General features: G+C 44.1%; 20 protein-coding genes. 8 read left to right on the top strand and 12 right to left on the bottom strand.

Features of this window, described 5'->3' with window-relative positions:
- Positions 1-211 precede the first annotated feature (211 nt).
- The 3 genes from FTV18_RS06430 to FTV18_RS06420 all read right to left on the bottom strand — a co-directional run bounded on the left by FTV18_RS06430 (position 212) and on the right by FTV18_RS06420 (position 3,651).
- Complete coding sequence (locus FTV18_RS06430) at positions 212-1,738, bottom strand: DHA2 family efflux MFS transporter permease subunit (RefSeq protein ID WP_180011395.1); 1,527 nt, start codon at positions 1,736-1,738, stop codon at positions 212-214.
- Between the two features lie 6 nt (positions 1,739-1,744).
- A complete protein-coding gene (locus tag FTV18_RS06425) occupies positions 1,745-2,890 on the bottom strand; it encodes an HlyD family efflux transporter periplasmic adaptor subunit (RefSeq protein WP_179992940.1) in 1,146 nt (381 codons plus the stop codon).
- A 263-nt stretch (positions 2,891-3,153) separates the two neighbouring features.
- Positions 3,154-3,651 carry a thioesterase family protein gene (locus tag FTV18_RS06420; protein ID WP_034703122.1) on the bottom strand — a complete coding sequence of 166 codons (498 nt, stop codon included), beginning with the start codon at positions 3,649-3,651 and terminating at the stop codon, positions 3,154-3,156.
- A gap of 105 nt (positions 3,652-3,756) precedes the next feature.
- On the opposite strand from FTV18_RS06420, the gene hemB reads away from it, so the two are divergent.
- Together hemB and thiO are read left to right on the top strand one after the other, a co-directional pair.
- The gene (hemB, locus tag FTV18_RS06415) at positions 3,757-4,770 is read left to right on the top strand and encodes a porphobilinogen synthase (protein ID WP_175966866.1); all 1,014 of its coding nucleotides are present in this window, start codon (positions 3,757-3,759) and stop codon (positions 4,768-4,770) included.
- A gap of 20 nt (positions 4,771-4,790) precedes the next feature.
- Complete coding sequence (thiO, locus tag FTV18_RS06410) at positions 4,791-5,912, top strand: glycine oxidase ThiO (protein ID WP_180011393.1); 1,122 nt, start codon at positions 4,791-4,793, stop codon at positions 5,910-5,912.
- On the opposite strand, the gene FTV18_RS06405 is transcribed toward thiO, so the two are convergent.
- Both FTV18_RS06405 and FTV18_RS06400 read right to left on the bottom strand, forming a co-directional pair.
- The gene (locus FTV18_RS06405; protein WP_179992938.1) at positions 5,901-6,806 is read right to left on the bottom strand and encodes a TIGR01777 family oxidoreductase; all 906 of its coding nucleotides are present in this window, start codon (positions 6,804-6,806) and stop codon (positions 5,901-5,903) included. The genes thiO and FTV18_RS06405 overlap by 12 nt on opposite strands.
- A gap of 195 nt (positions 6,807-7,001) precedes the next feature.
- Positions 7,002-7,448, bottom strand: a complete 447-nt coding sequence (locus FTV18_RS06400; RefSeq protein ID WP_034703116.1) for an ABZJ_00895 family protein — start codon at positions 7,446-7,448, stop codon at positions 7,002-7,004.
- A 629-nt stretch (positions 7,449-8,077) separates the two neighbouring features.
- Here FTV18_RS06400 and FTV18_RS06395 point away from each other — a divergent pair.
- Genes FTV18_RS06395 through FTV18_RS06385 form a run of 3 tightly spaced genes read left to right on the top strand, consistent with a single transcriptional unit; the run spans position 8,078 to position 14,061 of the window.
- On the top strand, positions 8,078-9,331 hold the full coding sequence (locus FTV18_RS06395) for an exonuclease SbcCD subunit D C-terminal domain-containing protein (protein WP_180017019.1): 1,254 nt from the start codon (positions 8,078-8,080) through the stop codon (positions 9,329-9,331).
- Between the two features lie 8 nt (positions 9,332-9,339).
- Entirely contained in the window at positions 9,340-12,951 is a 3,612-nt protein-coding gene (locus tag FTV18_RS06390; protein WP_180017021.1) for an AAA family ATPase, read from the top strand.
- A 3-nt stretch (positions 12,952-12,954) separates the two neighbouring features.
- Complete coding sequence (locus tag FTV18_RS06385; protein WP_180017024.1) at positions 12,955-14,061, top strand: acyltransferase family protein; 1,107 nt, start codon at positions 12,955-12,957, stop codon at positions 14,059-14,061.
- Positions 14,062-14,092: 31 nt separating this feature from the next.
- Here FTV18_RS06385 and FTV18_RS06380 read toward each other — a convergent pair whose 3' ends face one another.
- On the bottom strand, positions 14,093-14,782 hold the full coding sequence (locus FTV18_RS06380; protein ID WP_180017026.1) for a YggS family pyridoxal phosphate-dependent enzyme: 690 nt from the start codon (positions 14,780-14,782) through the stop codon (positions 14,093-14,095).
- A 123-nt stretch (positions 14,783-14,905) separates the two neighbouring features.
- Between FTV18_RS06380 and FTV18_RS06375 the strand changes: the two genes are divergently transcribed.
- Together FTV18_RS06375 and FTV18_RS06370 are read left to right on the top strand one after the other, a co-directional pair.
- Positions 14,906-15,943 carry a type IV pilus twitching motility protein PilT gene (locus tag FTV18_RS06375; protein ID WP_180012836.1) on the top strand — a complete coding sequence of 346 codons (1,038 nt, stop codon included), beginning with the start codon at positions 14,906-14,908 and terminating at the stop codon, positions 15,941-15,943.
- A gap of 28 nt (positions 15,944-15,971) precedes the next feature.
- Positions 15,972-17,093 (top strand): PilT/PilU family type 4a pilus ATPase, encoded by a 1,122-nt coding sequence (locus FTV18_RS06370; RefSeq protein WP_004783234.1) that lies wholly within the window; start codon positions 15,972-15,974, stop codon positions 17,091-17,093.
- Between the two features lie 67 nt (positions 17,094-17,160).
- Here FTV18_RS06370 and fur read toward each other — a convergent pair whose 3' ends face one another.
- Positions 17,161-17,598, bottom strand: a complete 438-nt coding sequence (fur, locus tag FTV18_RS06365) for a ferric iron uptake transcriptional regulator (RefSeq protein WP_004783237.1) — start codon at positions 17,596-17,598, stop codon at positions 17,161-17,163.
- Positions 17,599-17,710: 112 nt separating this feature from the next.
- Here fur and FTV18_RS06360 point away from each other — a divergent pair, with 112 nt between their 5' ends.
- Positions 17,711-18,109 (top strand): outer membrane protein assembly factor BamE, encoded by a 399-nt coding sequence (locus FTV18_RS06360; protein WP_004783238.1) that lies wholly within the window; start codon positions 17,711-17,713, stop codon positions 18,107-18,109.
- A gap of 103 nt (positions 18,110-18,212) precedes the next feature.
- Here the strand turns inward: FTV18_RS06360 and FTV18_RS06355 are convergent, their stop codons facing one another.
- The 5 genes from FTV18_RS06355 to argB all read right to left on the bottom strand — a co-directional run bounded on the left by FTV18_RS06355 (position 18,213) and on the right by argB (position 22,556).
- Positions 18,213-18,542 (bottom strand): RnfH family protein, encoded by a 330-nt coding sequence (locus FTV18_RS06355; RefSeq protein WP_005221123.1) that lies wholly within the window; start codon positions 18,540-18,542, stop codon positions 18,213-18,215.
- Entirely contained in the window at positions 18,542-19,621 is a 1,080-nt protein-coding gene (locus tag FTV18_RS06350; protein ID WP_180017028.1) for a hypothetical protein, read from the bottom strand. Before FTV18_RS06350 ends, FTV18_RS06355 begins: the two co-directional genes overlap by 1 nt.
- A 159-nt stretch (positions 19,622-19,780) precedes the next feature.
- Positions 19,781-20,236 carry a bacteriohemerythrin gene (locus tag FTV18_RS06345; RefSeq protein WP_004783243.1) on the bottom strand — a complete coding sequence of 152 codons (456 nt, stop codon included), beginning with the start codon at positions 20,234-20,236 and terminating at the stop codon, positions 19,781-19,783.
- A gap of 294 nt (positions 20,237-20,530) precedes the next feature.
- Entirely contained in the window at positions 20,531-21,379 is an 849-nt protein-coding gene (locus tag FTV18_RS06340) for a class II glutamine amidotransferase (RefSeq protein WP_180017122.1), read from the bottom strand.
- Between the two features lie 268 nt (positions 21,380-21,647).
- On the bottom strand, positions 21,648-22,556 hold the full coding sequence (gene argB / locus FTV18_RS06335; RefSeq protein WP_034706354.1) for an acetylglutamate kinase: 909 nt from the start codon (positions 22,554-22,556) through the stop codon (positions 21,648-21,650).
- Positions 22,557-22,561 lie beyond the last annotated feature (5 nt).

Genomic DNA, 22,561 nt, shown 5'->3' with positions numbered 1-22,561 from the left:
TCAAAGTAGCATAAATTTCGTATCTTTCATCTTGAGAAAGTTGGGTGTATTTCTTCATTGTGTGCTTTCCAATTGCGAGTTGAAAAAGTCTAATGATTCTATGAATACACCTAACTTTTTCAACTAATTACAAATGTGTTGCACTTGGGATTTGAATCTGCGGATCGAAAAAAACCGCTAAATAGTTAGCGGTTTTTTATGTTGGAAAATATTAATGTGATGGCATTCCACCCACACCCGCTTTCGGTCGTGGTGCCAACCAGACGATTAAAGCAGCAAAAATAAAAACCATCGCCAAAATCAAAAATAGGTGATTAGCAGACAGGGTTAATGCTTCTTTATCCACCAGACTGGAAATATAACCCAAGGCACTGTCCGAACTCATGCCCTGTGCCATTAAGGTATTCTGAGTTTCTTCGACATTCAGTTTACCGACCAGCTCACTGCGGGCCACTTTACTATGATCATCCCAGATCGTGACTGCAATTGAAGCTCCGATCGCTCCAGCCATGGTCCGCAGAAAGTTCATCAAACCAGCCGCTGAAGCCATTTCCTGAGGCTGGACTGAGGCCAATGCCATATTGGAGAGTGGAATGAAGAAGAATGGCACCGCAAAACCTTGCAGAATCTGTGGCCAGGCCAATGCCATAAAATCAGCATCCGTAGTCCAGAATGCCCGCATCAAAGTCACAACGGCGAGCAAGGTCAAACCGAAACTGGCCAGAATGCGCTGATCATATTTGGTCGCCATCTTCGCCACAATCGGTGACATCAACAGGCTACCAAAACCCATGGTTGCGGTTAAATAACCTGCCCAAGTGGCCGTATAACCCAGATTAATTTGCACCCACTGTGGAATCAGTACAATACTGGAAAAGAAGGCACCGAAGGCAAAGGCCAATGACAGCACAGCAAAGGTAAACCCGCGATATCGGAAGATCCGGATATCTACAATCGGATGCCGTTCGGTCAGTTCCCAGATGGTAAAGATGATTAAACCGACTATGGCAAGCACCGCCAAGGTCCCAATAAAGGAACTGCTAAACCAGTCATGTTCATGACCGAGATCTAACATTAATTGCAGCGCACCAATCCAAAGAATCAGTAAGAACAAACCACCTTTATCAATCTTCAAAGCATTGGTTTCAGTTTCTGCTGGTTTTAATAGCTTCAATGCAGCCAGACCGCAGAACAAACCCACCGGGATATTAATAAAGAAAATCCAGTGCCAAGACAGGTTATCACTAATCGTACCGCCGAGAATTGGACCGAGAATTGGACCGACAACGGTGGTCATTGCCCACATCCCCATCGCTTGGGATTGTTTTTCAGGTGGGAAAATTCGCAGTAATAAAGTCTGGCTTAGCGGCATGATTGGGCCACCGAACAACCCCTGCCCGATCCGGCAAAACACCAGCATTTCCAGACTGGTAGAAATCCCGCATAGAATCGAAAAAATGGTAAAACCCAGCAGGCAGACACCAAACAGGCGTACGCTACCAAAGCGACCCGCCAGCCATCCTGTCAAAGGTACACAGATCGCTTCTGCGACTGCATAAGACGTAATGACCCAGGTGCCTTGCGAGCTGGAAACTGCCAGACTACCGGTAATATGCGGTACCGAGACATTGGCAATGGTCATGTCCAGCACGACCATGAAATTGGCCAATGCCAGCACAAAGGCCGCCAGCATCAGCTTGCCGCCAGTCAGATTCCCATATGGAACATATTTATTCATCGGGAATTACTTCTTGAAGTGGATTTCAGCTTCCATCGACAGACCCACACGTAGCGGATGCTCAGCCAGCTCTTTCGGATCCAGCTGAATACGCACTGGCAAACGCTGTACCACTTTGATCCAGTTACCCGTTGCATTCTGAGCCGGAATCAGAGCAAAAGCTGAACCTGTACCGCCAGAGAAGCCAACCACAGTGCCGTGATATTTCACCGATTTACCATACAGATCAGACGTCAGTTCAGCTTTCTGCCCGACACGGACTTTTTCCAGCTGGCTTTCTTTGAAATTGGCATCAACATAGAGCTGATCTACTGGTACGACCATCATCAGCATTGTACCTGGCGCAACACGTTGACCCACCTGAATTGAACGGCGTGAAACCACCCCATCAAAAGGTGCTTTAATTACAGTACGTTCTAAGTCTAGCTCGGCCTGTTTCAGTTTGGCTTCAGCCACAAGTACATCAGGAGTCGAATTTTCATTCGCGCCTTGAATCAAGGCTTCATTCGCCGCTAAATTGCTTTGTGCGGCTTTCTGGCTGGATCTTGCTTGTGCCAGACCCGCTTCAGCAGAAGCTACGCCAGCTTTGGCCGTATCCAATGCAGATTGTGCTGTACTGAGTTCTTCTTTAGACACTGCACCGCTCGCACTGAGTTTTTCACGACGCGTATATTCATCTTGTGCTTTATGTAAGGCTGCCTGAGCCTGAGCCAGCTGGGCTTCGGCACTGCGAATTGCATCATCACTAACCCCAATCTGTGAGCTTAAAGCCCCGCTATTGGCCGCAGTCTGTTTGTACTGGCGCTTGGCTTTGGTCAGTTCTGCACGTGCCTGAGCCACTGCAATTTTGGCATCACGGTCATCGATTTTGGCCAGGATATCGCCCTGTTTGACCGCTTGGGTATCATGGACAAGTACTTCAGCAACCTGGCCACTCACCATAGACGTGATAGAAGCCGTTTCAGCACCGACATAAGCATTTTCAGTACTGACTGAATTGTTCAGAAAGAATTTCCACACCAGAAACAGCACCAGTGCAATCACCATAAGGAGGGCAACAATACTCAGGGCTTTTTTACGTTTATTTTTTAAAGCTTGATCCGAAGTTGTATCTGATGCGTTTTCTGGCAGGGTGTCTTGTACATCTGTCATTGATTTTTTCCTAAATCCAACAGACTTGGTCACGCAGCCACACTGACCAGCACTGACATGAATGTATAGATTCATATCCCGTTTATTGATCAATGGGTAAAATGAGAAAGCCGTATTAATTTAATTTTCATGCATTCTAATAATAAAAATTAGAAAATATGCAAAAAAATATTACTCGGAAGTTTAAAAAACTAAGCCCCTATTCCAGGAATAAGGGCTTAGTTCGGGCCCGAAGTGAGCCAGGATTGAGGAGATAAACTTAATTAATAGGCATATGAAGCAATCGCTGTAGCAATTGGCTTGTCATCATCATTGACCATGGTCATACGCATGGTACAACCCTTACGCCCCAAACGTAAGGTTTCTGCACGGGCAATAAAATATTTACCACGACCGGGCGCTAGATAATCCACGCGCATATCAACCGTCGCCAGACGTGATACCTTTTTAATCGTATCGGCAATAGTTTCCGGTTCGGCTTTCTTATACAGCTCACCCATCGCCACAATTCCGCCAATACTGTCGAGTATGGTCGCTGCAAGACCACCATGCAGAATCTGAAATGCCACATTGCCAATCATGAAATCCTGCATTTCAACATATGCTTCGATCTGACCATCGACCACTCGCATGGTCATGCCATTATGCTTAAAAAAAGGAGAGGTATTAAAAGCGTGTACCAACTGGTTTAAGACCACTTCAATATCCACTTTTGCACCTAAATGTATATTACCTGTCCAATTTCTTTCTGTCTTAGTCATAAGTCTGCCCGAAACTACAACAATAAAAAACCGCTAATTTATGCCCAAAAAATTCAGATAGGGCTACAATAGGGGCCTAGTTTAATACTGATTACTGAGATTTTTATGACCTATACGTTCAATCGTCCCGCGTTTCCTGCAACTCGCATGCGTCGTATTCGTAAAAATGAGCATTTACGTTCTATGGTACGTGAAACCCATCTCAGTGCTGATCACTTGATTTATCCAGTATTTGTGCTGCCGGGACAAAATCAGACCCAAGACATTCCAAGTATGCCAAATGTGCAGCGCCTGTCTGCTGACTTGTTGTTAAAAAAATCAGAACGTTTGCTGGAACTGGGTGTCAATAAGCTGGCGCTGTTCCCAGTCACACCACAAGAAGATAAAAGTCTGACTGCAGAAGCCGCTTGGCATGAAGATGGCTTGGTACAGAAGACCGTTCGCCTGCTGAAAAAAGAATTACCGGAAATGGTGCTGATCACTGATGGCGCGCTAGACCCTTATACCACGCATGGCCAGGATGGCATCATTGATGAAACCGGTTACGTGCTGAATGATGAAACGGTTGAAGCACTGATCAAGCAGACTTTAAGCCATGCCGAAGCCGGTGCTGATATTGTCGCGCCAAGTGACATGATGGATGGCCGCATCGGTGCAATTCGTCAGGCCTTTGAACAGAATGGCCATATCTATACCTCTATTATGGCTTATTCAGCCAAATATGCGTCTAGTTTCTACGGTCCATTCCGTGATGCGGTTGGTTCTGCCAGCAACCTGAAAGGCGGCAATAAATACAATTACCAAATGGATTTCGGTAACCGTGCTGAAGCATTGCATGAAATTGCACTGGATATCCAGGAAGGTGCAGATATGGTCATCGTTAAACCGGGTATGCCTTATCTGGATGTGGTTCGTGAAGTCAAAGATACCTTCGGTGTACCTACTTTTATTTATCAGGTTAGTGGTGAATATGCCATGCTGGCTGCTGCGATTCAGAATGGCTGGTTATCTGATAGCGTGATTCTTGAATCCCTGATGTGCTGCCGCCGTGCCGGTGCAGATGGTATCTGGACCTACTTTGCGGAAGAAGCGGCGCTCAAACTGAAAGACATGAAATAAAATAGAAGGACCTTGGCGCAATGCATATCGCCATTATCGGAGCGGGCATCACCGGTTTGATGTCAGCTCTGGAATTGCTTGAACAGGGATGTTCTATTACGATTTTCGATCAGCAAGCGGCTGGACAGGCGGCCTCTTGGGCCGGAGGTGGTATCCTCTCCCCGATGTATCCCTGGCGTTATCCCGATGCCGTCAATGCCCTCGCCCGCCATGCCAAACCGCTGTATCAAGCCTGGAACCAGAAACTGCAACCGGTGACTGGCATTGATTTCCAGATTCACGAAACCGGTATGCTGATTTTTGATGAAACGGATTTTGAAATTGGACTGCGCTATGCCGAGCAATATCAGGATCCACAGCAACATGCCGAATATCTGAATCAGCCTCAAATCCAGCAAATCAATTCCAAAGTAGATCCGAAATTTAAACAGGCGATCTATTTTCCAGAACTTTCCAATATCCGCAATCCGCGACTGTTACAGTCCATTATCGCTTACCTTAAACAGCATCCGCGTGTCACTTGGCAAGAGCATTGCAATATTAGTCAGCTAAATATCCAGCAAGATTATGTACACAGTGTTTCCACTAAAAATGGCCTGAGCTTTAAAGCAGATCAGTTCGTCATTGCCACCGGTGCATGGTCTGCACGCTGGTCTGAACAGCTCGGTCTGGACATTCCAGTTCATCCGGTTCAAGGCCAGATGTTGCTCTTTAAAACACCAGAAAACTGGCTACCAACCATGTGCATGAACAAGGTCATGTATCTGATTCCACGTCGTGATGGTCATGTACTGTGTGGTTCCAGCATGCGTCAGGTCGGTTTTGATACTTCGCCTTCTGCTGAAATCCGTCAGGATATTTTGGAAGCCTGCCTGGAAATGGTACCGGAGCTGGCTGATTTCCCAATTGTGAAACAGTGGGCTGGTCTACGACCAAGCTCCCCGGATGGCATTCCCTATATCGGCAAAATTCCGCATCTGAACAATCTCTGGACCAATTTTGGCCAGTTCCGTAATGGCTTATGTATGGGTGCTGCTTCTGGAAAATTGCTGTCTCAGTTAATCCTGGAACAACCGACCATCGTAGATCCACAGCCTTATAGTCCGGTACAGCGTTTACAGCCGCACTCTTTAACGGTTTAAAATTTCAATCAAGGCTTCTTTCAGGGTCGGATAGCTAAATTCAAATCCGGCTTCCTGCAAAGCTTTGGGCTGGACATATTGACCATTCAGAATCAGTTGTGACTGTTCACCTAGCATCATTTTCATACTGCAAGCTGGTAACGGTAATAAAGGTTTACGCTTCAGCACCTGTGCTGCGATCCGGACAAATTGCGCCTGACTGACTTTTTCAGGTGCCACCACATTAAATACCTGTTGCTGGGTCGGCTGCTGCATCAGAAATTCGATCGCCCGCATGACATCCTGTAGATGTACCCAGGTCACCGGCTGACGCCCATGACCAATCCGGCCAAATATATTCAGCTTAATTGGCAATAACATCTGCGGAAGAATCCCGCCTCCTTGACCAAACACCACAGCAAAGCGAACAATTTTGGTGTCCTGCCCGGTATAGGACAAGGCCAGTTTTTCCCATTTCTCACACAGTTCTGACATAAAAATGGATTGTGGTGGACTTTGTTCAGTACACACCGTCTCCCAGTGTTCTTGCGGATCGATTCCATAGTAGCCGACCGCTGAAGTCGAAATAATACGTTTGGGCTTAATCTGATTTTTCTCTAGATAGTCATATAACTGCCTGGTGGTATTTAGCCGACTGTCCAGCAATTTCTTTTTGCGGGCGGCTGTCCAGCGACCCTGACCGATACTTTCACCAGCCAGATTAATCACATAGTCAATCTGATGATTTTTCAATTCTTCCAGATTATTAATCCAGTGAAAATCAGGATGCTCTTCTCGCAATTTTTTCTGCCGGGTCAGGCCGATCACGGCATAATCACGAGCCAGTAAAAATTTCACCAGATGGCTGCCAATAAAACCGCTGGCGCCTGTCATGAGGACTACAGGTTTATACATGGTTATTCTGTGCCATTATTATTGTATTGCTCAAATTATACGTCACTTATGAATCAGAATATTCGGGAAAGTGATATGGGTCGATGAATGCAAAATTGTCTCATCATGCCATACAGAAAACTTCTAATTTTCTATATAGCCTGATTTAGCATCTTGAATTTAATCTCAACGATTTTGATATAAAGAGTCGAAATCTTAGCCAAACATTTTTGCTGCCATACGCTGTGCCTGTTTGCCATAAAACCAGTAGGTCAGCAGATAAAGCGGAATCGCGATGAGCAGGAACATGATCACGACAATACTCATAAATTGGGGCTGTTGCAGATATAGTAAAAAGTCCTGCCAGGCATTCGGATTGGAACGCGTCGCAATAGCAATCCCTAGAATTAAAAATACCAGATTATAGCCCCAGTAAATCAGACTGAATCCTAAGGTGAATTTTTTACGTTCTGCTTGGGTTGGCGCCCGTTGTTCCTTTTTTAAAAATTTAAACAGTACCCAGATCATCGCTACCAGATAAGGCACAATGGTTAATACTGCACCCATGCCAGTCGGCATTAATGCCGCCACAACCCCGCAAATGCAGGTAAAAATAAAGCATAGGAAGAAAAACCAGAGAAAATAGCGAGTTAGAGGCACCATTAGTAGGACTCAAGGACAATTAATCAACTAGTATAAAAAAAATTAATTTTTTTTTCATTTTATTGTCAACCTAAAGCGAGATGCTGACGTTATATAGGGTACAAGGTTCGGAAATTTGGACTGGCATCCACAAATTTTCGTTCTCTTTGCTAAAGCAATAAGTCCAGTGTTTTAGAAAATTTTGAATAGCAGCCAAAATTTTCACTATACACAAATCTTTGACCGACGATTTCATCATCACTCGAATCGTCGGTTTTTATTTTTTGGACGAACCGTTTTTAGCAATTCGCCTGCAAATTTTTATCAGCTTCTTATGCAGCATAAAATAATGATCGGCTGCATTTTTTCAAGTCTGTTTTTAGCAATTTTTATAAAAAATATTGGTTCTGCTACCCAGATGCTATGAAAAATGCCTGAAGTAAAATTTAAAATAAAAACACTGGATTCAATACTTTATATATAAACATCATATTTTATTGATTTCATAGATATTATTCTAATATTCAAAACTACGCTGAAAATAGTTTTAATGATGTGTAGCAATGAAATAGATCAAAATATTTTTTTCAAGTAGATTTTTAGCTGGGCTTTTTTCTATAGTAGGAAGGCAAAAATAAAGGTGAGTATACATGGCAGTTCATTTTCTACATACTTCTGATTGGCATTTGGGACAATTTTTCCATAACCATGACCGTGAATTTGAACATGCACAATTCCTGAATTGGCTCCTTGAACAAATCAAGGAAAAACAGCCACATGCCCTACTGATTGCCGGTGATATTTTTGATGTCATCAATCCCGCTTCCAGTGCCCAAAGACAGCTATACCAGTTCCTTGCCGATGCTCATGAGCTGGCACCGCATATGCAAACCCTGATGATTGCCGGCAACCATGATTCAGGTTACCGGATTGAACAGGTTCAGCCTTTACTCACTAAATTCAATGCCAAAGCGGTGGGTATTGTCGGCCGGACTGCGGACAATGCTCTTGATCTGGATCGTTTGCTGGTTCCGATTTATGACCAGCAGCAAGAGATTATTGCCTGGTGCCTAACTCTACCTTATTTGCGCAGTGCCGAAATTACCGGTATTAATGAACATACCCATAATAGCCAGAATGCCATCAGCTATCTGCACCAACAGTTGATTGCCGAAGCCAAAGCACGTAAGCAGCCACATCAGGCACTGATTCTTATGTCACATGCACATATGCAAGGCGGTGAAACTTCCGATTCGGAACGTCCAATTATCGTCGGCAATGAAGAGGCTCTCTCAACGGCGCTATTTGATGAAGTCATTGACTATGTCGCTCTGGGACATCTGCATAAACCGCAGAAAGTCGGTCAGCCGCATATTCGCTATAGTGGCTCCCCGATTCCCCTATCCTTTAGTGAGATCAACTATTCGCATCAGGTTGTTGAAGTCAGAATCGATCCTGAACAAAATGCTGAACAGCGTTTTCAGTTTGAAGCGCTGAAAGTTCCTCGTACTGTCGAGCTATTTAGAATTCGAGAAAATCTGGAAAATCTGCTCAGCAAAGTAAAAGCACTGCCGACTGGGGAAATTGAGCATCTGGCAGCACGACATTTTCTGGAAATTGAATATACTACCGATGCACCGCCACCGGTAGATTTACGTCAGCAGATTGAACAGGCACTGCCGCCAAATCGTTATCGTCTGCTACGCATCAGCCGGATTTATCAACGACAAGCAGAAGATCAGACCGATAGCTCTAAAATTGACTTGGCACCTCCAACACCAGAAACACTGTTTTTCAATATCTGGGAAAAAATGGGCTATAGCCAGGATCATTCGGTGCAGCAGGATTTTCAGCAGTTACTGGTCGAAGCCCAACATGAACTTGCACAAAAACAACAAGCTTAGGATCAGCCATGAAAATTATCCGTCTGAGCCTAAATAACCTCGCCTCTCTCGCTGGTACGCATCATATTGATTTTGAATCAAATCCTCTGGCACATGCCGGACTGATTGCGATTACCGGAAAAACCGGTGCTGGAAAATCCACCCTGCTCGATGCCATGTGTCTGGCGCTGTACAACGAAATTCCACGTTTAAAAGGTGCCACAGGTAGTCTGAAAGATGCAGGTGGACAGGATGTCTCGATCAAGGATTCCAAAAATATTCTGCGCCGTGGTTGCGTACAGGGTTTTGCCGAGCTTGAGTTTATTGCCTTAGACCAGAAACGCTATACGGCACGCTGGGAAATTCGTCGTGCCCGGCAGAAAGTGGATGGTAATTTAAAGGTCGATCGTGCCATTACCTGTCTGGATGATCAACGGGTGCTGAACCAGAAAATTTCTGAATGCACGCCGCTGATTGAAAAACTGGTCGGCTTGAGTTTCGAGCAGTTTACCCGTGCGGTTCTACTAGCACAGTCTGAGGTTGGTGCCTTTCTAAAAGCCAAAGATAATGAACGTGCTGATCTACTTGAATATCTGACCAATTCTCAGATTTTCAGTCTGGTCAGCCAAAAAGCATTTGAAAAACATAGTGAAGTAAAACAAAAACGTGCTGACCTGGAAAAATTAATCGGTCATCTGGAACTGTTATCTGAAGAAGATATTTCTGCCTTACAGCAGCAACACACTACTTTAAAACAAGCGGTTGAGCATCTAAACCAGAGTGAAAAGGTACTGGAAAATGACCTGAAATGGCATCGCCAGCAGCATTATCTTTATACTGAAATTCAGGCAAAAAAAGAAATCTATACGGTTCAACTGGATGCTGAACAGAAGATGGCACCGCAAAAACAGTTATTAGATCAACTGGACCAGTTTCAGCAGATTCGGGAACAGTTTGTCCAGCAACAGCAGTTTCAGAAGCAGCGTAGCCATTTACTGACTGAGCAGCAAAACTTTGTTGCCGAATTCACAGCAGTTCAACAGCAGCGTGATAGCGAACAGCACAAGTTGCAGCACATTCAGCAACAGCAACAACAGCAGCAACAAGAGTTCCAGAAGATCAAACCTTATCTGGATCAGGGACTCAAGCTGGATCATGAAATGCTGTCGATTGGCGATCAGTACAGACAGCTTGCAGCTGAACAGCAGACCTATAGAACCCAGAAGATTCAGCCTGTTCAGAATCAACTGGTGCAGACTGAGCAACGGTTACAACAGGTGCAGGCTCAGTACCAGCAGATTCAAAAGCAACTGGAACAACAGAGCTTTTTAGCGGTTTTTGATGACGAACCGCAGGCGACTCTGCAACGCCTGCGGGACTATCAGGAACTGCATCAGAAATTCATGCGGCAGCACCCGGCACTTTTCCAATCCAGCCGGGCTGAACTGGAACAGCAGCAACAGGCTTTATCTGCCAGCTTGCAGGAACTCACTCAGCGCTATACTCATCTGGACCAGCTTGAACAGCAAATCCAACAGTTCCAGACCCAACAACAGCAACTCAGTACCCAGCATTCGAAGCTTGAAGCTTTAATGCGAACCGTACAGCAAATGGCTGGCTTAGAAACTGAAAGCCTGCAATTGAACCGCGAGTTAGAAAGCTATCATGATCGTTTAAAGCAACTAGAAACTGAGCTGGTTCAATTACAGCAACAACGTCAGGAAGCAGAACAGGCTTTCGAACAATTGCAACAAGTACTGGCTCAGCAACGTTTATTACAGGCACAAAGTGTTCAGGAATTACGTGCACAGCTGAAACCAAATGAGCCTTGTATGGTCTGTGGCAGTCATGAGCATCCTTTTGTACAGCATCAGGAACTACTAGAAAATGCTTTGCAACAGCTACATGACCAGCAGCTTGAGGAAGCTCAGAAAAAACTACAGCAACTGACTCAGACATGGCAGCAAGCACAAATCCAGCAATCTCAACTACAAACCCTAATTGAGCAATATCAGCAACGCAGCAGTCAGCTCAATACGACACTACAACAGCAGAAGGTTCAATTAAATCAGGATCTTCAGCAATTTGATTTGCTGTTTGATTTAAGCCAGAGTACAGATCATTTGCAGCAACAGCTTGGTCAGCATGTGCTTCAACTTCAACAAGAACAACAGCAGCTAGTCCAGACCCTGCAAAATCAGCAAAGTGACTGGAAACAATGGCGTCAGCAACAGCAACAGCTGGATCAACTACGTTTTAGCATGCAGCAGCATTTACAGCTAGAACAAATGATTCATCCGGTTCTTAATCTACTGCCTGAGTCCTTGCAGAAATCCTGGATTACTGATGCCTCATCAAGCTGTCAGCAGTTATCCCAACAACTGCAACAACGTCAGAAACAGTCTCAGGAATTCAAAACCCTAGAGACTCACATCCAAAGCTTAAACCAGCAGATTGAAAAAACACGTGATCAGCTCAGCCTGCATCAACAATATGATGCACAGTTACAGCAAAAGATGGATACGGCGCTGAATATGGGTAAAGCGCTACGTGAACAGCTCAACCATCTGACCCTTACCCATGCCGGTCAGACATATCCTAAGGCACAAGAATGGCGTGACCGTTTGGAGCAACAACAACAGGCGTTGGATGAACAATTACGGGCACAGAGTCTGATGACCCAGCAGCATGATCAGCGTTTACAACAGGCTGAACTGAAAAAGCAGAGTTTCATCACCCAGATTCAGCAACTAGAACAGCAGATTAGGCAATGCCAGCAATCTATTCAGAACTGGCAAAATATACATCCTGCGTTTGATGCCGAGCATATCCAGCATTGCCTGAATATTGACTTGCAACAGCATCAGCAAATTCGCCAGCAATTACAGGCACAACATCAGGTGGTTGAAAATGCCAAAACGGCTTGGGACATTCTGGAAGAACAATATCAGTATCATTTGAAATCCAAGCCTGAACTTAGCTTTGAAGAAGTTGAACTGCGCTTAAGTAGTCTGGCACAGGAAAAAGCTGAACAGGAAAATGCCTGTAATGAGGTTGCCACCAAATTAAGAATACATGCCAATAACCAATCGACCTTACAACGCTACCAGCATCAGATTGAACAGGTCAAAGCTGAAGAATATCGTTGGGGTCGGATCTATGACCTGATCGGCCATAAGGAAGGCACCAAATTCCAGAAAATCGCGCAGGAACATCACCTGGATATTCTGGTCGAATATGCCAATCAGCAATTACAGCCCCTGGCTCCGCGTTATCAGCTGTACCGGATTCCAGACAGTTTAAGTCTGGCGATTATCGATCTGGATATGAACAGCGAAGTGCGTCCTGTCCTGTCACTCTCTGGCGGTGAAACCTTCCTGGTCTCTCTGGCTCTGGCCTTGGCGATTGCCAATATGGCTTCCGGCTCAATGAAACTAGAATCGCTATTTATTGATGAAGGTTTTGGTACTTTAGACCCGGCTTCCTTACATATGGTCATGAATGCACTGGATCATTTGCAGAGTCAGGGCCGTAAAGTGGTGCTAATTTCACATGTACAGGAGATGCATGAACGGATTCCGGTTCAGATTCAGGTTAAACCGGTCGGTGCCGGTGCCAGTACCATTCAGATTATAGGTTAAAGCATGAACTCTATCCCGAACAAGCTCTCGCCCTATTTCAGCTTACAACTTGAGAGCTTACGGGGTATCAGTGCCATTGTGGTGCTATTCAGTCATAGTTTTCAGGCTTTTATCGCGCCTTTTGATCTGAGCCTATATTCCTGGGTACGTCTATTAGGCCAGGCTGCTGTGATGATCTTTTTTGTGCTCAGTGGCTATTTAATCGGGACTTCGATCCAGAACAACATCCAACAACATGAAAATTTTAATCTGCGGCAGTATATACGGCAGCGTTATCGGCGCATTTTATCGCCGTTTCTGTTTGCATCCGCTTTCAGTCTGATTCTATATGCGCTAGCACCTACATTTTTTGCTTCACATAGCCATGAGTTCCAGAACAGTTTTGGCATGATGATTCGGACTGCATATAACATTGACACTCAGGATTTTTTAGGTTCTTTATTCTTTCTAAACGGCTTTATTACACCGACGGTATCTGCCAATGCGCCGCTCTGGAGCCTGAGCTTTGAAGTCTGGTTTTATGTACTGGCCGGATTTCTGCCTTTTTTAAAAGATTCTGGAATCGCTAAAATCGGCTTTTTTATCTTGCTTCTAGGGCTTTCTCTACTGAACTATCAGTTTCTGTTTTATTTCCTGCTCTGGCTAGTTGCCTTTGCCAATTCATTCCGGCAGACCCAGCTGCGTTTTTTAAGTCGACTACAACCCATTAAATTGGGCCTATTTGGTCTGGCATTTATGATTGCCTGTGCGGATGCTTACCAGTTTCATGTCATTGAACAGGCTGACTTATATCGTGTAAATTATTTTGTGCCATTTAACCTGTGTATGGGGCTCGCCTTTGTCTGCTGGATTGTGCAGCTGCAACATCAACAAAGCCAATATCAACCAGTTTGGCCTCAGTCTGCAAATTTCTCCTATACACTTTATGTCACCCATTTTCCTTTACTGCTTTTTATTCTAGGCTGCTTTCCTGCAACGCTTGATCATGGTCTTGAGGGTGCCGTTTTATCCTTATTTATGAGCATGTGCAGCTTAATTTTCTTTGCCTGGTTCATGGCCAAATGGCTGGAACCCCAAAGAAAAAAAGCGTTATCAACTACTCTGCAATAACGCTTTCCCAAAACTCAATTGTCAGTATAAATCAGTCCGTTTTTTTAGGACGTGCGCCAAACAAGGCAGTTCCCACACGTACCATGGTAGAACCTGCTGCAATCGCCTCGGTCATGTCGGCAGACATCCCCATACTTAAAGTATCCCAGTCTTCAGGTTTTGCATGATGGCTTTTGACCTGCTCGAACAAGGCTTTGGCATCTGCGAAAGCCTGACTATTTTCTGGCGCAGGAATGACCATCAGACCACGTAAGCGCAAATTCGGTAATTGACTGATCTGTGCTACTAGATCGGCCACTTCCTCAGGCTGACAACCGTCCTTGCTATCCTGCCCATCAATATTGACTTGCAGACAGATATTAAGTGCAGCTTGAGAATCACTACGCTGATTAGATAAACGTTCAGCAATAATCAGACGATCCACCCCATGCACCCAGGCAAAGTTTTCTGCCAGATGTTTGGTCTTGTTGCGCTGCACATGACCGATAAAATGCCACTCAATATCCATGTCTTTGAGTGCCGTGATTTTTTCCAGTGCTTCCTGTAAATAGTTTTCACCAAAGGCACGCTGACCAGCCTGATACATTTCTGCCAGCACAGGGCTAGGCTGGGTTTTGGAGACGGCCAGAAGTTGCACCGAATCCGGCTCACGCCCCGCCAGAGCGCAGGCGGACTGGATCTGAGCTAAAACCTGATTTCGTGACTGTTGCAGCATATTCATTGATGGGGTTCTCATTTCGTGCGGATTTTTTTCCCTTGCTCATCAACTAAGTGTTGGTTAAGCTGTGGGAAAGCCTTATTATTCTAGCAAAATAAATAACATTTTAATGAACTCGGGGACCTTATGGATATTACAGAACTGTTAGCCTTTTCTGCTAAAAATGGTGCGTCGGATTTACACTTATCAGCAGGTTTACCACCCATGATTCGTGTGGACGGGGAAGTACGCCGCATCAACCTGCCTGCACTAGAACATAAAGAAGTACACAAACTAGTGTACGACATCATGAATGACAAGCAACGCCGTGATTATGAAGAAAATCTGGAAACTGACTTCTCTTTTGAAGTTCCAGGCGTAGCCCGTTTCCGTGTGAACGCATTTAACCAGAACCGCGGTGCAGGCGCAGTATTCCGTACCATTCCATCTAAAGTACTGACCATTGAAGATCTAGGTATGGGCCAGATCTTTAAAGATATCTGTGAATATCCACGTGGTATTGTACTGGTGACAGGACCAACCGGTTCGGGTAAATCAACGACGCTTGCAGCAATGCTGGACTATATCAATGACAACCGCTATGACCATATCCTGACCGTCGAAGATCCAATCGAATTTGTACACCAATCAAAAAAATGTCTGATCAACCAGCGTGAAGTGCATCGTGACACGCATGGATTTAATGAAGCATTACGTTCTGCATTACGTGAAGACCCGGATATTATTCTGGTCGGTGAGATGCGTGACCTTGAAACCATCCGCCTGGCATTGACTGCTGCGGAAACCGGTCACTTGGTCTTCGGTACCCTGCATACCACCTCAGCGGCAAAAACCATTGACCGTGTGATTGACGTGTTCCCTGCTGAAGAAAAAGACATGGTGCGTGCCATGTTGTCAGAATCGCTGCAAGCTGTTATTTCGCAAACCCTGTTGAAGAAAAATGGGGGGGGGCGTGTGGCTGCACACGAAATCATGATCGGTATTCCGGCGATCCGTAACCTGATCCGTGAAAACAAAGTGGCACAGATGTACTCTGCGATTCAAACCGGTGCCAACTATGGCATGACCACGCTGGATCAAAGCCTGAAAACGCTGGTATCGAGAGGTATTATCAGTCCGCAAGTCGCCCGTACTGCAGCAAAACAGCCTGAATCATTCTTATAAGAATAATTAATTTTTTTGGGGTTTTATCATGGACTTTAACGGCTTACTCAACTACATGGTAGAGAAAAAGGCCTCGGATCTGTTCATTACAGCCGATGTTGAACCCTCTATCAAAATTAATGGTCAGATTGTACCGATTGGCTCGGTAAAATTACCGGGTGCAGCTGTGGGACAGCTACTTAACTCAATCATGACCGAGAAGCAGCGCAAGGAATTTGCGGACACACGCGAGTGTAACTTCGCCATCAGCAACCCGGACAAATCGGCACGTTTCCGTGTCAGCGCATTCCAGCAACGCGATCAGCCAGGTATGGTACTGCGTCGTATTGAAACCGTCATTCCGACTATGGATGAGCTGAAATTACCGCCTATTCTAAAAGAATTGGCGATGACTAAACGCGGTATCATTATTTTTGTGGGTGCAACCGGTACGGGTAAATCGACTTCCCTCGCCTCTTTGATTGGCTACCGTAATGAAAATTCCAAAGGTCATATCATTACTATTGAAGACCCGATCGAATTTGTGCACCAGCATAAGGGTTGTATCATTACCCAACGTGAAGTCGGCATTGATACTGACTCCTTTGAAGTCGCATTGAAAAATACCCTGCGTCAAGCACCAGACGTGATTCTGATCGGTGAGATCCGTTCTCGTGAAACCATGGACTATGCGATTGCCTTTGCGGAAACCGGTCACCTGGTTTTTGCGACCCTGCACGCCAACAACGCCAACCAGGCCATCGATCGTATCATTCACTTCTTCGAAGCCGACCGTCACAGCCAGCTGTTTATGGATCTGTCCCTGAACATGAAAGCCATTGTGGCACAGCAGCTAATTCCCACCATTGATGGTAATGGCCGCCGTGCAGCGATTGAAATCCTGATCAATTCGCCATTGATTGCGGATCTGATCCGTAAGGGCGATGTGCATGAAATCAAGGATCTGATGAAGCGTTCACGTGAACTGGGCATGCAAACCTTCGACCAGGCATTATATGACCTGTATAAGGCCAAGCAGATTAGTTATAAAGATGCACTAAAACATGCTGACTCACCAAACGACCTGCGTCTGCAAATCAAACTATCAGAAGAAGGTGGCGAGCATTTATTACGTGCGCATTCCAATATTACTTTTGATGGTCAAACCTGATCATTTTCAAAGCATAAAAAAAACAGGCTTTTAATAAAGCCTGTTTTTATTTCAGCCTAAAGCTAAATTATTTCTTACGGTAAGCTTCCTGACATTCAGGCGCGTCACAATAACCATAAAGATTAAGTGAATGACCAGTCAATGCAAAGCCAAATTTCTTCGCAACTTCGTGCTGTTCATGTTCAATAACATCATTTGTAAATTCAACGACTTTGTTGCAATTTTGACAAACCAAGTGATCGTGATGATCTTCCTGCATAATTTCAAAAACTGAGTGATTATTTTCAAAATTATGACGCTCAATAATCCCTGCTGCCTCAAATTGTGTTAACACACGATACACAGTTGCAAGACCCACATCTTCCCCTTGTTCGAGTAAAGTCTTATAAATGTCTTCAGCGCTAAGGTGATGCCGTCTAGAGTTTTCTAATAGTTCTAATATTTTAATTCGTGGAAGGGTAACTTTCAGTCCAGCTTTTCGTAAATCTTGGTTTGAAATAGGCATGTAAAAAGGTCTCTCAACAAAATCAAAGTTGGAATAGGCAACAAAGTTTAGATGCAGTATGATCTATCCTTGGATCAAATGCATCATAATTAATTTGGGATAGTGTAGCAAAATGCAAAAAATCATGCTGACGTTATTCGTCACTTCATTGCTTGTCGGCTGTTCGACATTAGGTGTGTACAAAGTTGATATTCCTCAAGGAACACCTTTAACTCAAGCACAAGCCTCTAAAATTCAGGTAGGAATGAGCCACCAACAGGTGCGTTTCCTGCTCGGTAGTCCAACAGTATCTGATCCGCTCAATCCACTACGCTGGGACTACATCTACAACTATACCCCAGGAACCTATGCTAAAAAAGCCAAGATCCCAGCAGCCCAAGGCCAGCATTTAAAAATTTACTTTAATCAGTCTGGTATCGTAGAGCGTATTGAAGGTCTGGAAACCATTCCAGAATCTCAGCCAGGTTTACCAGGTTCCAAAGAAGCGATCTTAAATGCCCCACCACTATAATCGGTTTTGCATAAAAAAACCCCTGTATGATCAGGGGTTTTTTTAATTAAATAGATTGATTTATCAAATAATCAGACCATCTGTTCAATAAAGCCACATTCCACTAATCAGAACGTTTATTTTGCTTGAAACGGTTACCTTTGGCATAACGGCCCACCGGATTCTTCTCAGCGCGTTTACGGCGAATATCCTTGGGATTAATGGTTAAAGCACGATAAATCTCTACCCGATCCCCTGCTGCCAATGGCTGGGTATGATCCTGTAGCTTAGCGCCAAAAATACCCAGATTCAGAGGTTCAGGCAATTCCACCTGTGCACGGATTCCGCTTTGCTCAATTGCATCCAATGCAGTCATGCCGGGCTGGAAAGGTACAGCAATATGAAACTGTTGTTCCGGGGTAGCATAGGCCACCCAGATCATTGCCTCAGTCATCAGAAAAATTGTCCTAATACCGCAACAATCGCCAGAATAATTGATACTGGTAAGACAATACGAACCGCAATACGCCAGATGTTATATACCGCTTCTGAGCTGAAGTTCATCGATTTACGCAAATGGCTGATTTTCATGATCCAGCCAGCAAACAAGGCATAAATCAGACTGATCACCAGTCCCCAAAGAATCAGCAGATTATTGAAAATTGGAGCAACATTTGGAATTAACCAGACCAAGGTGGCAGCAATCACAATCGCCCACTGAATGATGATATTCATTTGGCGTTGCTGTAACTGCTCACGTGCCATTTGCATAAGCAAAGCAGCGGCTGCGACAATGGCTGCGATTAAAGCAAATGCAGGGATTTCAGCTTTTACTGCAAAGAAACCAAAGGCGATGATCGCTAATAGCTGCGCCACCCAAATCGGTAAGGCTGTTTTAGTCGCAACATCCTGCTGTTTTACGACAGCCAGACTTGATTGCCAATACAGCCCCATACCTAGACCACTCGCCACCAAAGCCAATACAGTGGCATTACCCCACTCTACGAATTGGACAGGTGTTACCTGCCAAGCCGGTAATTCAGTTCCTATGACATTCGCCATGATCAAAGATGCAAGTATGCCGATCGTGGTAATCCCAACCAGAATTAAACGTGGCACCAGCGATAAGACAAATGCAGCAATTGCCAGCACCGCAAAAATCACTGGCTGCTGAACATCGAAATTGGTAACTGCAATCACATTAGAAGCATGATTGAGCATCGCACCCGCAAGGAATGGGATAAATACAACTGCCAGCCAGCCGACGATCCGCCAGCGCTGAGAACTATCAGCTTCACGGGTAAGGCTCGACAATGCCTGTAGTGCAGTGGTTTTTGAGCGTTTCGCCAGCGCTATTTCCAGATAACAGACTGGAAGGGCCAGTATTAGCATGGTCGCTAACCACAACATCCAGAAATCAAGCTGACGGTCAATCTGAATACCTGTTATCGGTGCGAGTGTCGCAATAATAAGAAAGGATAAACAGAAAGCCATCAGAGGCGATAACCATTTTGACATAGCATTGTCCTGCATGATGTATTCCTATAAAAATCTAGCGCTATTTTGCCTTGTGAGGCGATGAAAATCAAAAACAAAAAAGCAAACCACCATGCCCGTGATTTGCTGCGCAAATTTATTATTAAGCTTTATTTTTTATTTTCCCGATTTATCTTTATTTTAACAACAATCGAGTTATGAGAAGAAACGGGCAAACCAGTTTTTACCCTTTTTCTTTTCTTTATCTTTAATGATTCCCATCATATTTTCTTTTACCGCACCGACATAATCCGCGTCATCGTGCTGAATATGATTGATCAGCCATTTAGATAATACTTCATGTAATTCCGCTTCAATAGATTGTCCCAATTCAAAACGGTCACGATAAGATTCAATCTTTTTAATAAACAGGTCATGCACACGTTTATGTGGCACACGATATTTATAACCCGCTTCTTCCTGAAGTGATTCTTCAAAGGTAAAATGAGACTGAGTATAATCAATAATATTTTCTAGAATCTGTTTAATACGAGCACGATCGGTATTGGCATCAATTCCATCAATCTCATTGATATAATCGAGAATTCGTTTGTGCTGATCGTCAATCACATCGATACCAGTATTATAATCTGGAACCCATTTCATTTTCATTACGACCACCTATTGATATTAATGATTTATCGCTTGAAAAAGATCATATATCTAATTGATTTAAATAAAAATGAAGTAAATCGGTTGGTTTTCAGTTTATTTTCTACTTAATTAATGTAAATCATTGTTTATCCAATCAATTATATTTTAAACCCGACTACAAGAATAAAGTATTTTTTGATCGATTTTATATTTCATGGTTTATTTATTTTAATGATTTCACTATAAAATAAATATCAAATTCAAAAAAACAGGAGCGATGTCCTGTTTTTTAATATCGAATTTTAACCAGATTTAATATAAATCTGCTTTAGTCACTCTTTTAAGCGAAGGATCCAAACGTTCTCTTTCCAGACGGGCGACATGTGTCAATTGGGAACGATATTTGGCTCCATCTCTGAACAAAATCATTTCACCTTCCTGAAATGCTGTCCATTCTTCATTCTGCGTTAGCGGCTCTGTGGTAATCACAGCGACCCGATCTTCAGGCGTGGTGACCTGACTAAAATCCACTTCAACTTCGATATCAATCAGTTGGGCTGGCTTAAATGGATATTCACGAACCAGCCAATGCAGTTTAGTCGTTGCATAGGTAAATAAAGCCTGACCATTGGACAGACAGAAATTAAAAGTGCCATGCTCTGCAATGGATGGAGAAATCTCGGCCAACAAATCAAAAACCTGATCCAGCTTCGGTTCATCATAACCAAAATGTTTCACCAGCTGATCCAGAAAATAACAGAAAGCGCGCTCACTGTCAGTGTTACCGACTGGCGTAAAACGTCCAGAAAGCTCAGGTAAAAAATCTTTTAAATCACCATTATGAGCAAAGATCCATTGTCGTCCCCATAATTCACGACTAAACGGATGCGAATTTTCCAGATTAATTTTGCCTTGCGTCGCCTTACGGATATGTGCAATTACATTACGGGATTTGATTGGATAATTGCGCACTAGTTCTGCAATCGGTGACTCAACAGCAGACTGATTATCAACGAATAATCGGCAGGCCTTATCCTCAAAGAAAGCAACCCCAAAACCATCAGAATGATCTGAGGTAATCCCCGCCCGCTGAGAAAAACCTCGAAATGAAAAGGTAATATCTGTTGGTGTCGCACAATTCATTCCCAGTAGCTGGCACATAATCTTCATTCAGGTCACAGAGTATTCTTAAGGTTATTGTGCATCACAGGCTGAACCTTTTCAAATCTCGATCATTGCAATGCTATGCGCTAAAAATGCTAATAAACTATTTTTTTATATTTAATTTAGCAAAAGGAGTTTAAGCTTCAAAACTTAGCTTAAAAATAAATACTTTAGATTTAACTTTCATATTTCTAGTGATCAAAATCTTAAAATAAAAGAAATAAAAAAGAGCCTCAAGTGAGACTCTTTGATATTCAATTTATCTTTATGGACGATGTGGATTAGAACGATTGGTAATTAAAGTTCCTACACCATGATCAGTAAAGATTTCTAACAGGCTGGCATGTGGTACGCGACCATCCACGATATGTGCACTGATCACGCCGCCTTTTACTGCGTCAAGCGCACAGCCGACTTTAGGAATCATGCCGCCATAGATCACACCTGTTTCGATCAGACGATCAACTTCCTGAGTCGTTAAACCGGTCAGCAGATTTTTATTTTCGTCGAGCACACCGGTAATATTCGTCAGAAGAATCAGCTTTTCTGCCCCTAATGCTTCTGCCACTTTACCCGCGACTAGATCCGCATTGATATTATAGGTATTGCCTTCTTCATCGACACCGAGTGGTGCAATCACTGGAATGAAATCACTGTTAGTAAACATTTCCAGTACATCAGTTTTCACCCCAACGACTTCGCCGACCATACCCAGGTCTACTTTTTGGATTGTACCGTCTTCAGCCGTCTTTTCCATTAACAGCTTTTTGGCACGCAGCAGGTTACCATCTTTACCGGTTAGACCAATTGCACGACCACCATGTTTGTTGATCAGGTTCACGATCGATTTGTTTACGCTACCACCTAGAACCATCTCAACCACTTCCATGGTTGCCGGATCTGTCACGCGCATACCATCAATGCGGTCAGATTCACGACCTAGCTGTTTCAGCATAGAATCGACTTGTGGACCACCACCGTGTACCACAATCGGGTTTAAACCCACTGTTTTTAATAAAACGATATCACGTGCAAAAGAGCTTTCTAGCTCAGGATCCGTCATCGCGTTGCCACCGTATTTTACCACCAGGGTTTTACCCGCAAAGCGTTGGATATACGGCAAAGCTTCAGTCAAAATTTGTGCTTTGTCGATGCCTGTATGCTGATTTGGCATTCGCC

Source organism: Acinetobacter sp. YH12241, assembly GCF_013417535.1.
GTDB lineage: Bacteria > Pseudomonadota > Gammaproteobacteria > Pseudomonadales > Moraxellaceae > Acinetobacter.
This window is presented reverse-complemented; position numbering and strand designations above follow the sequence as displayed.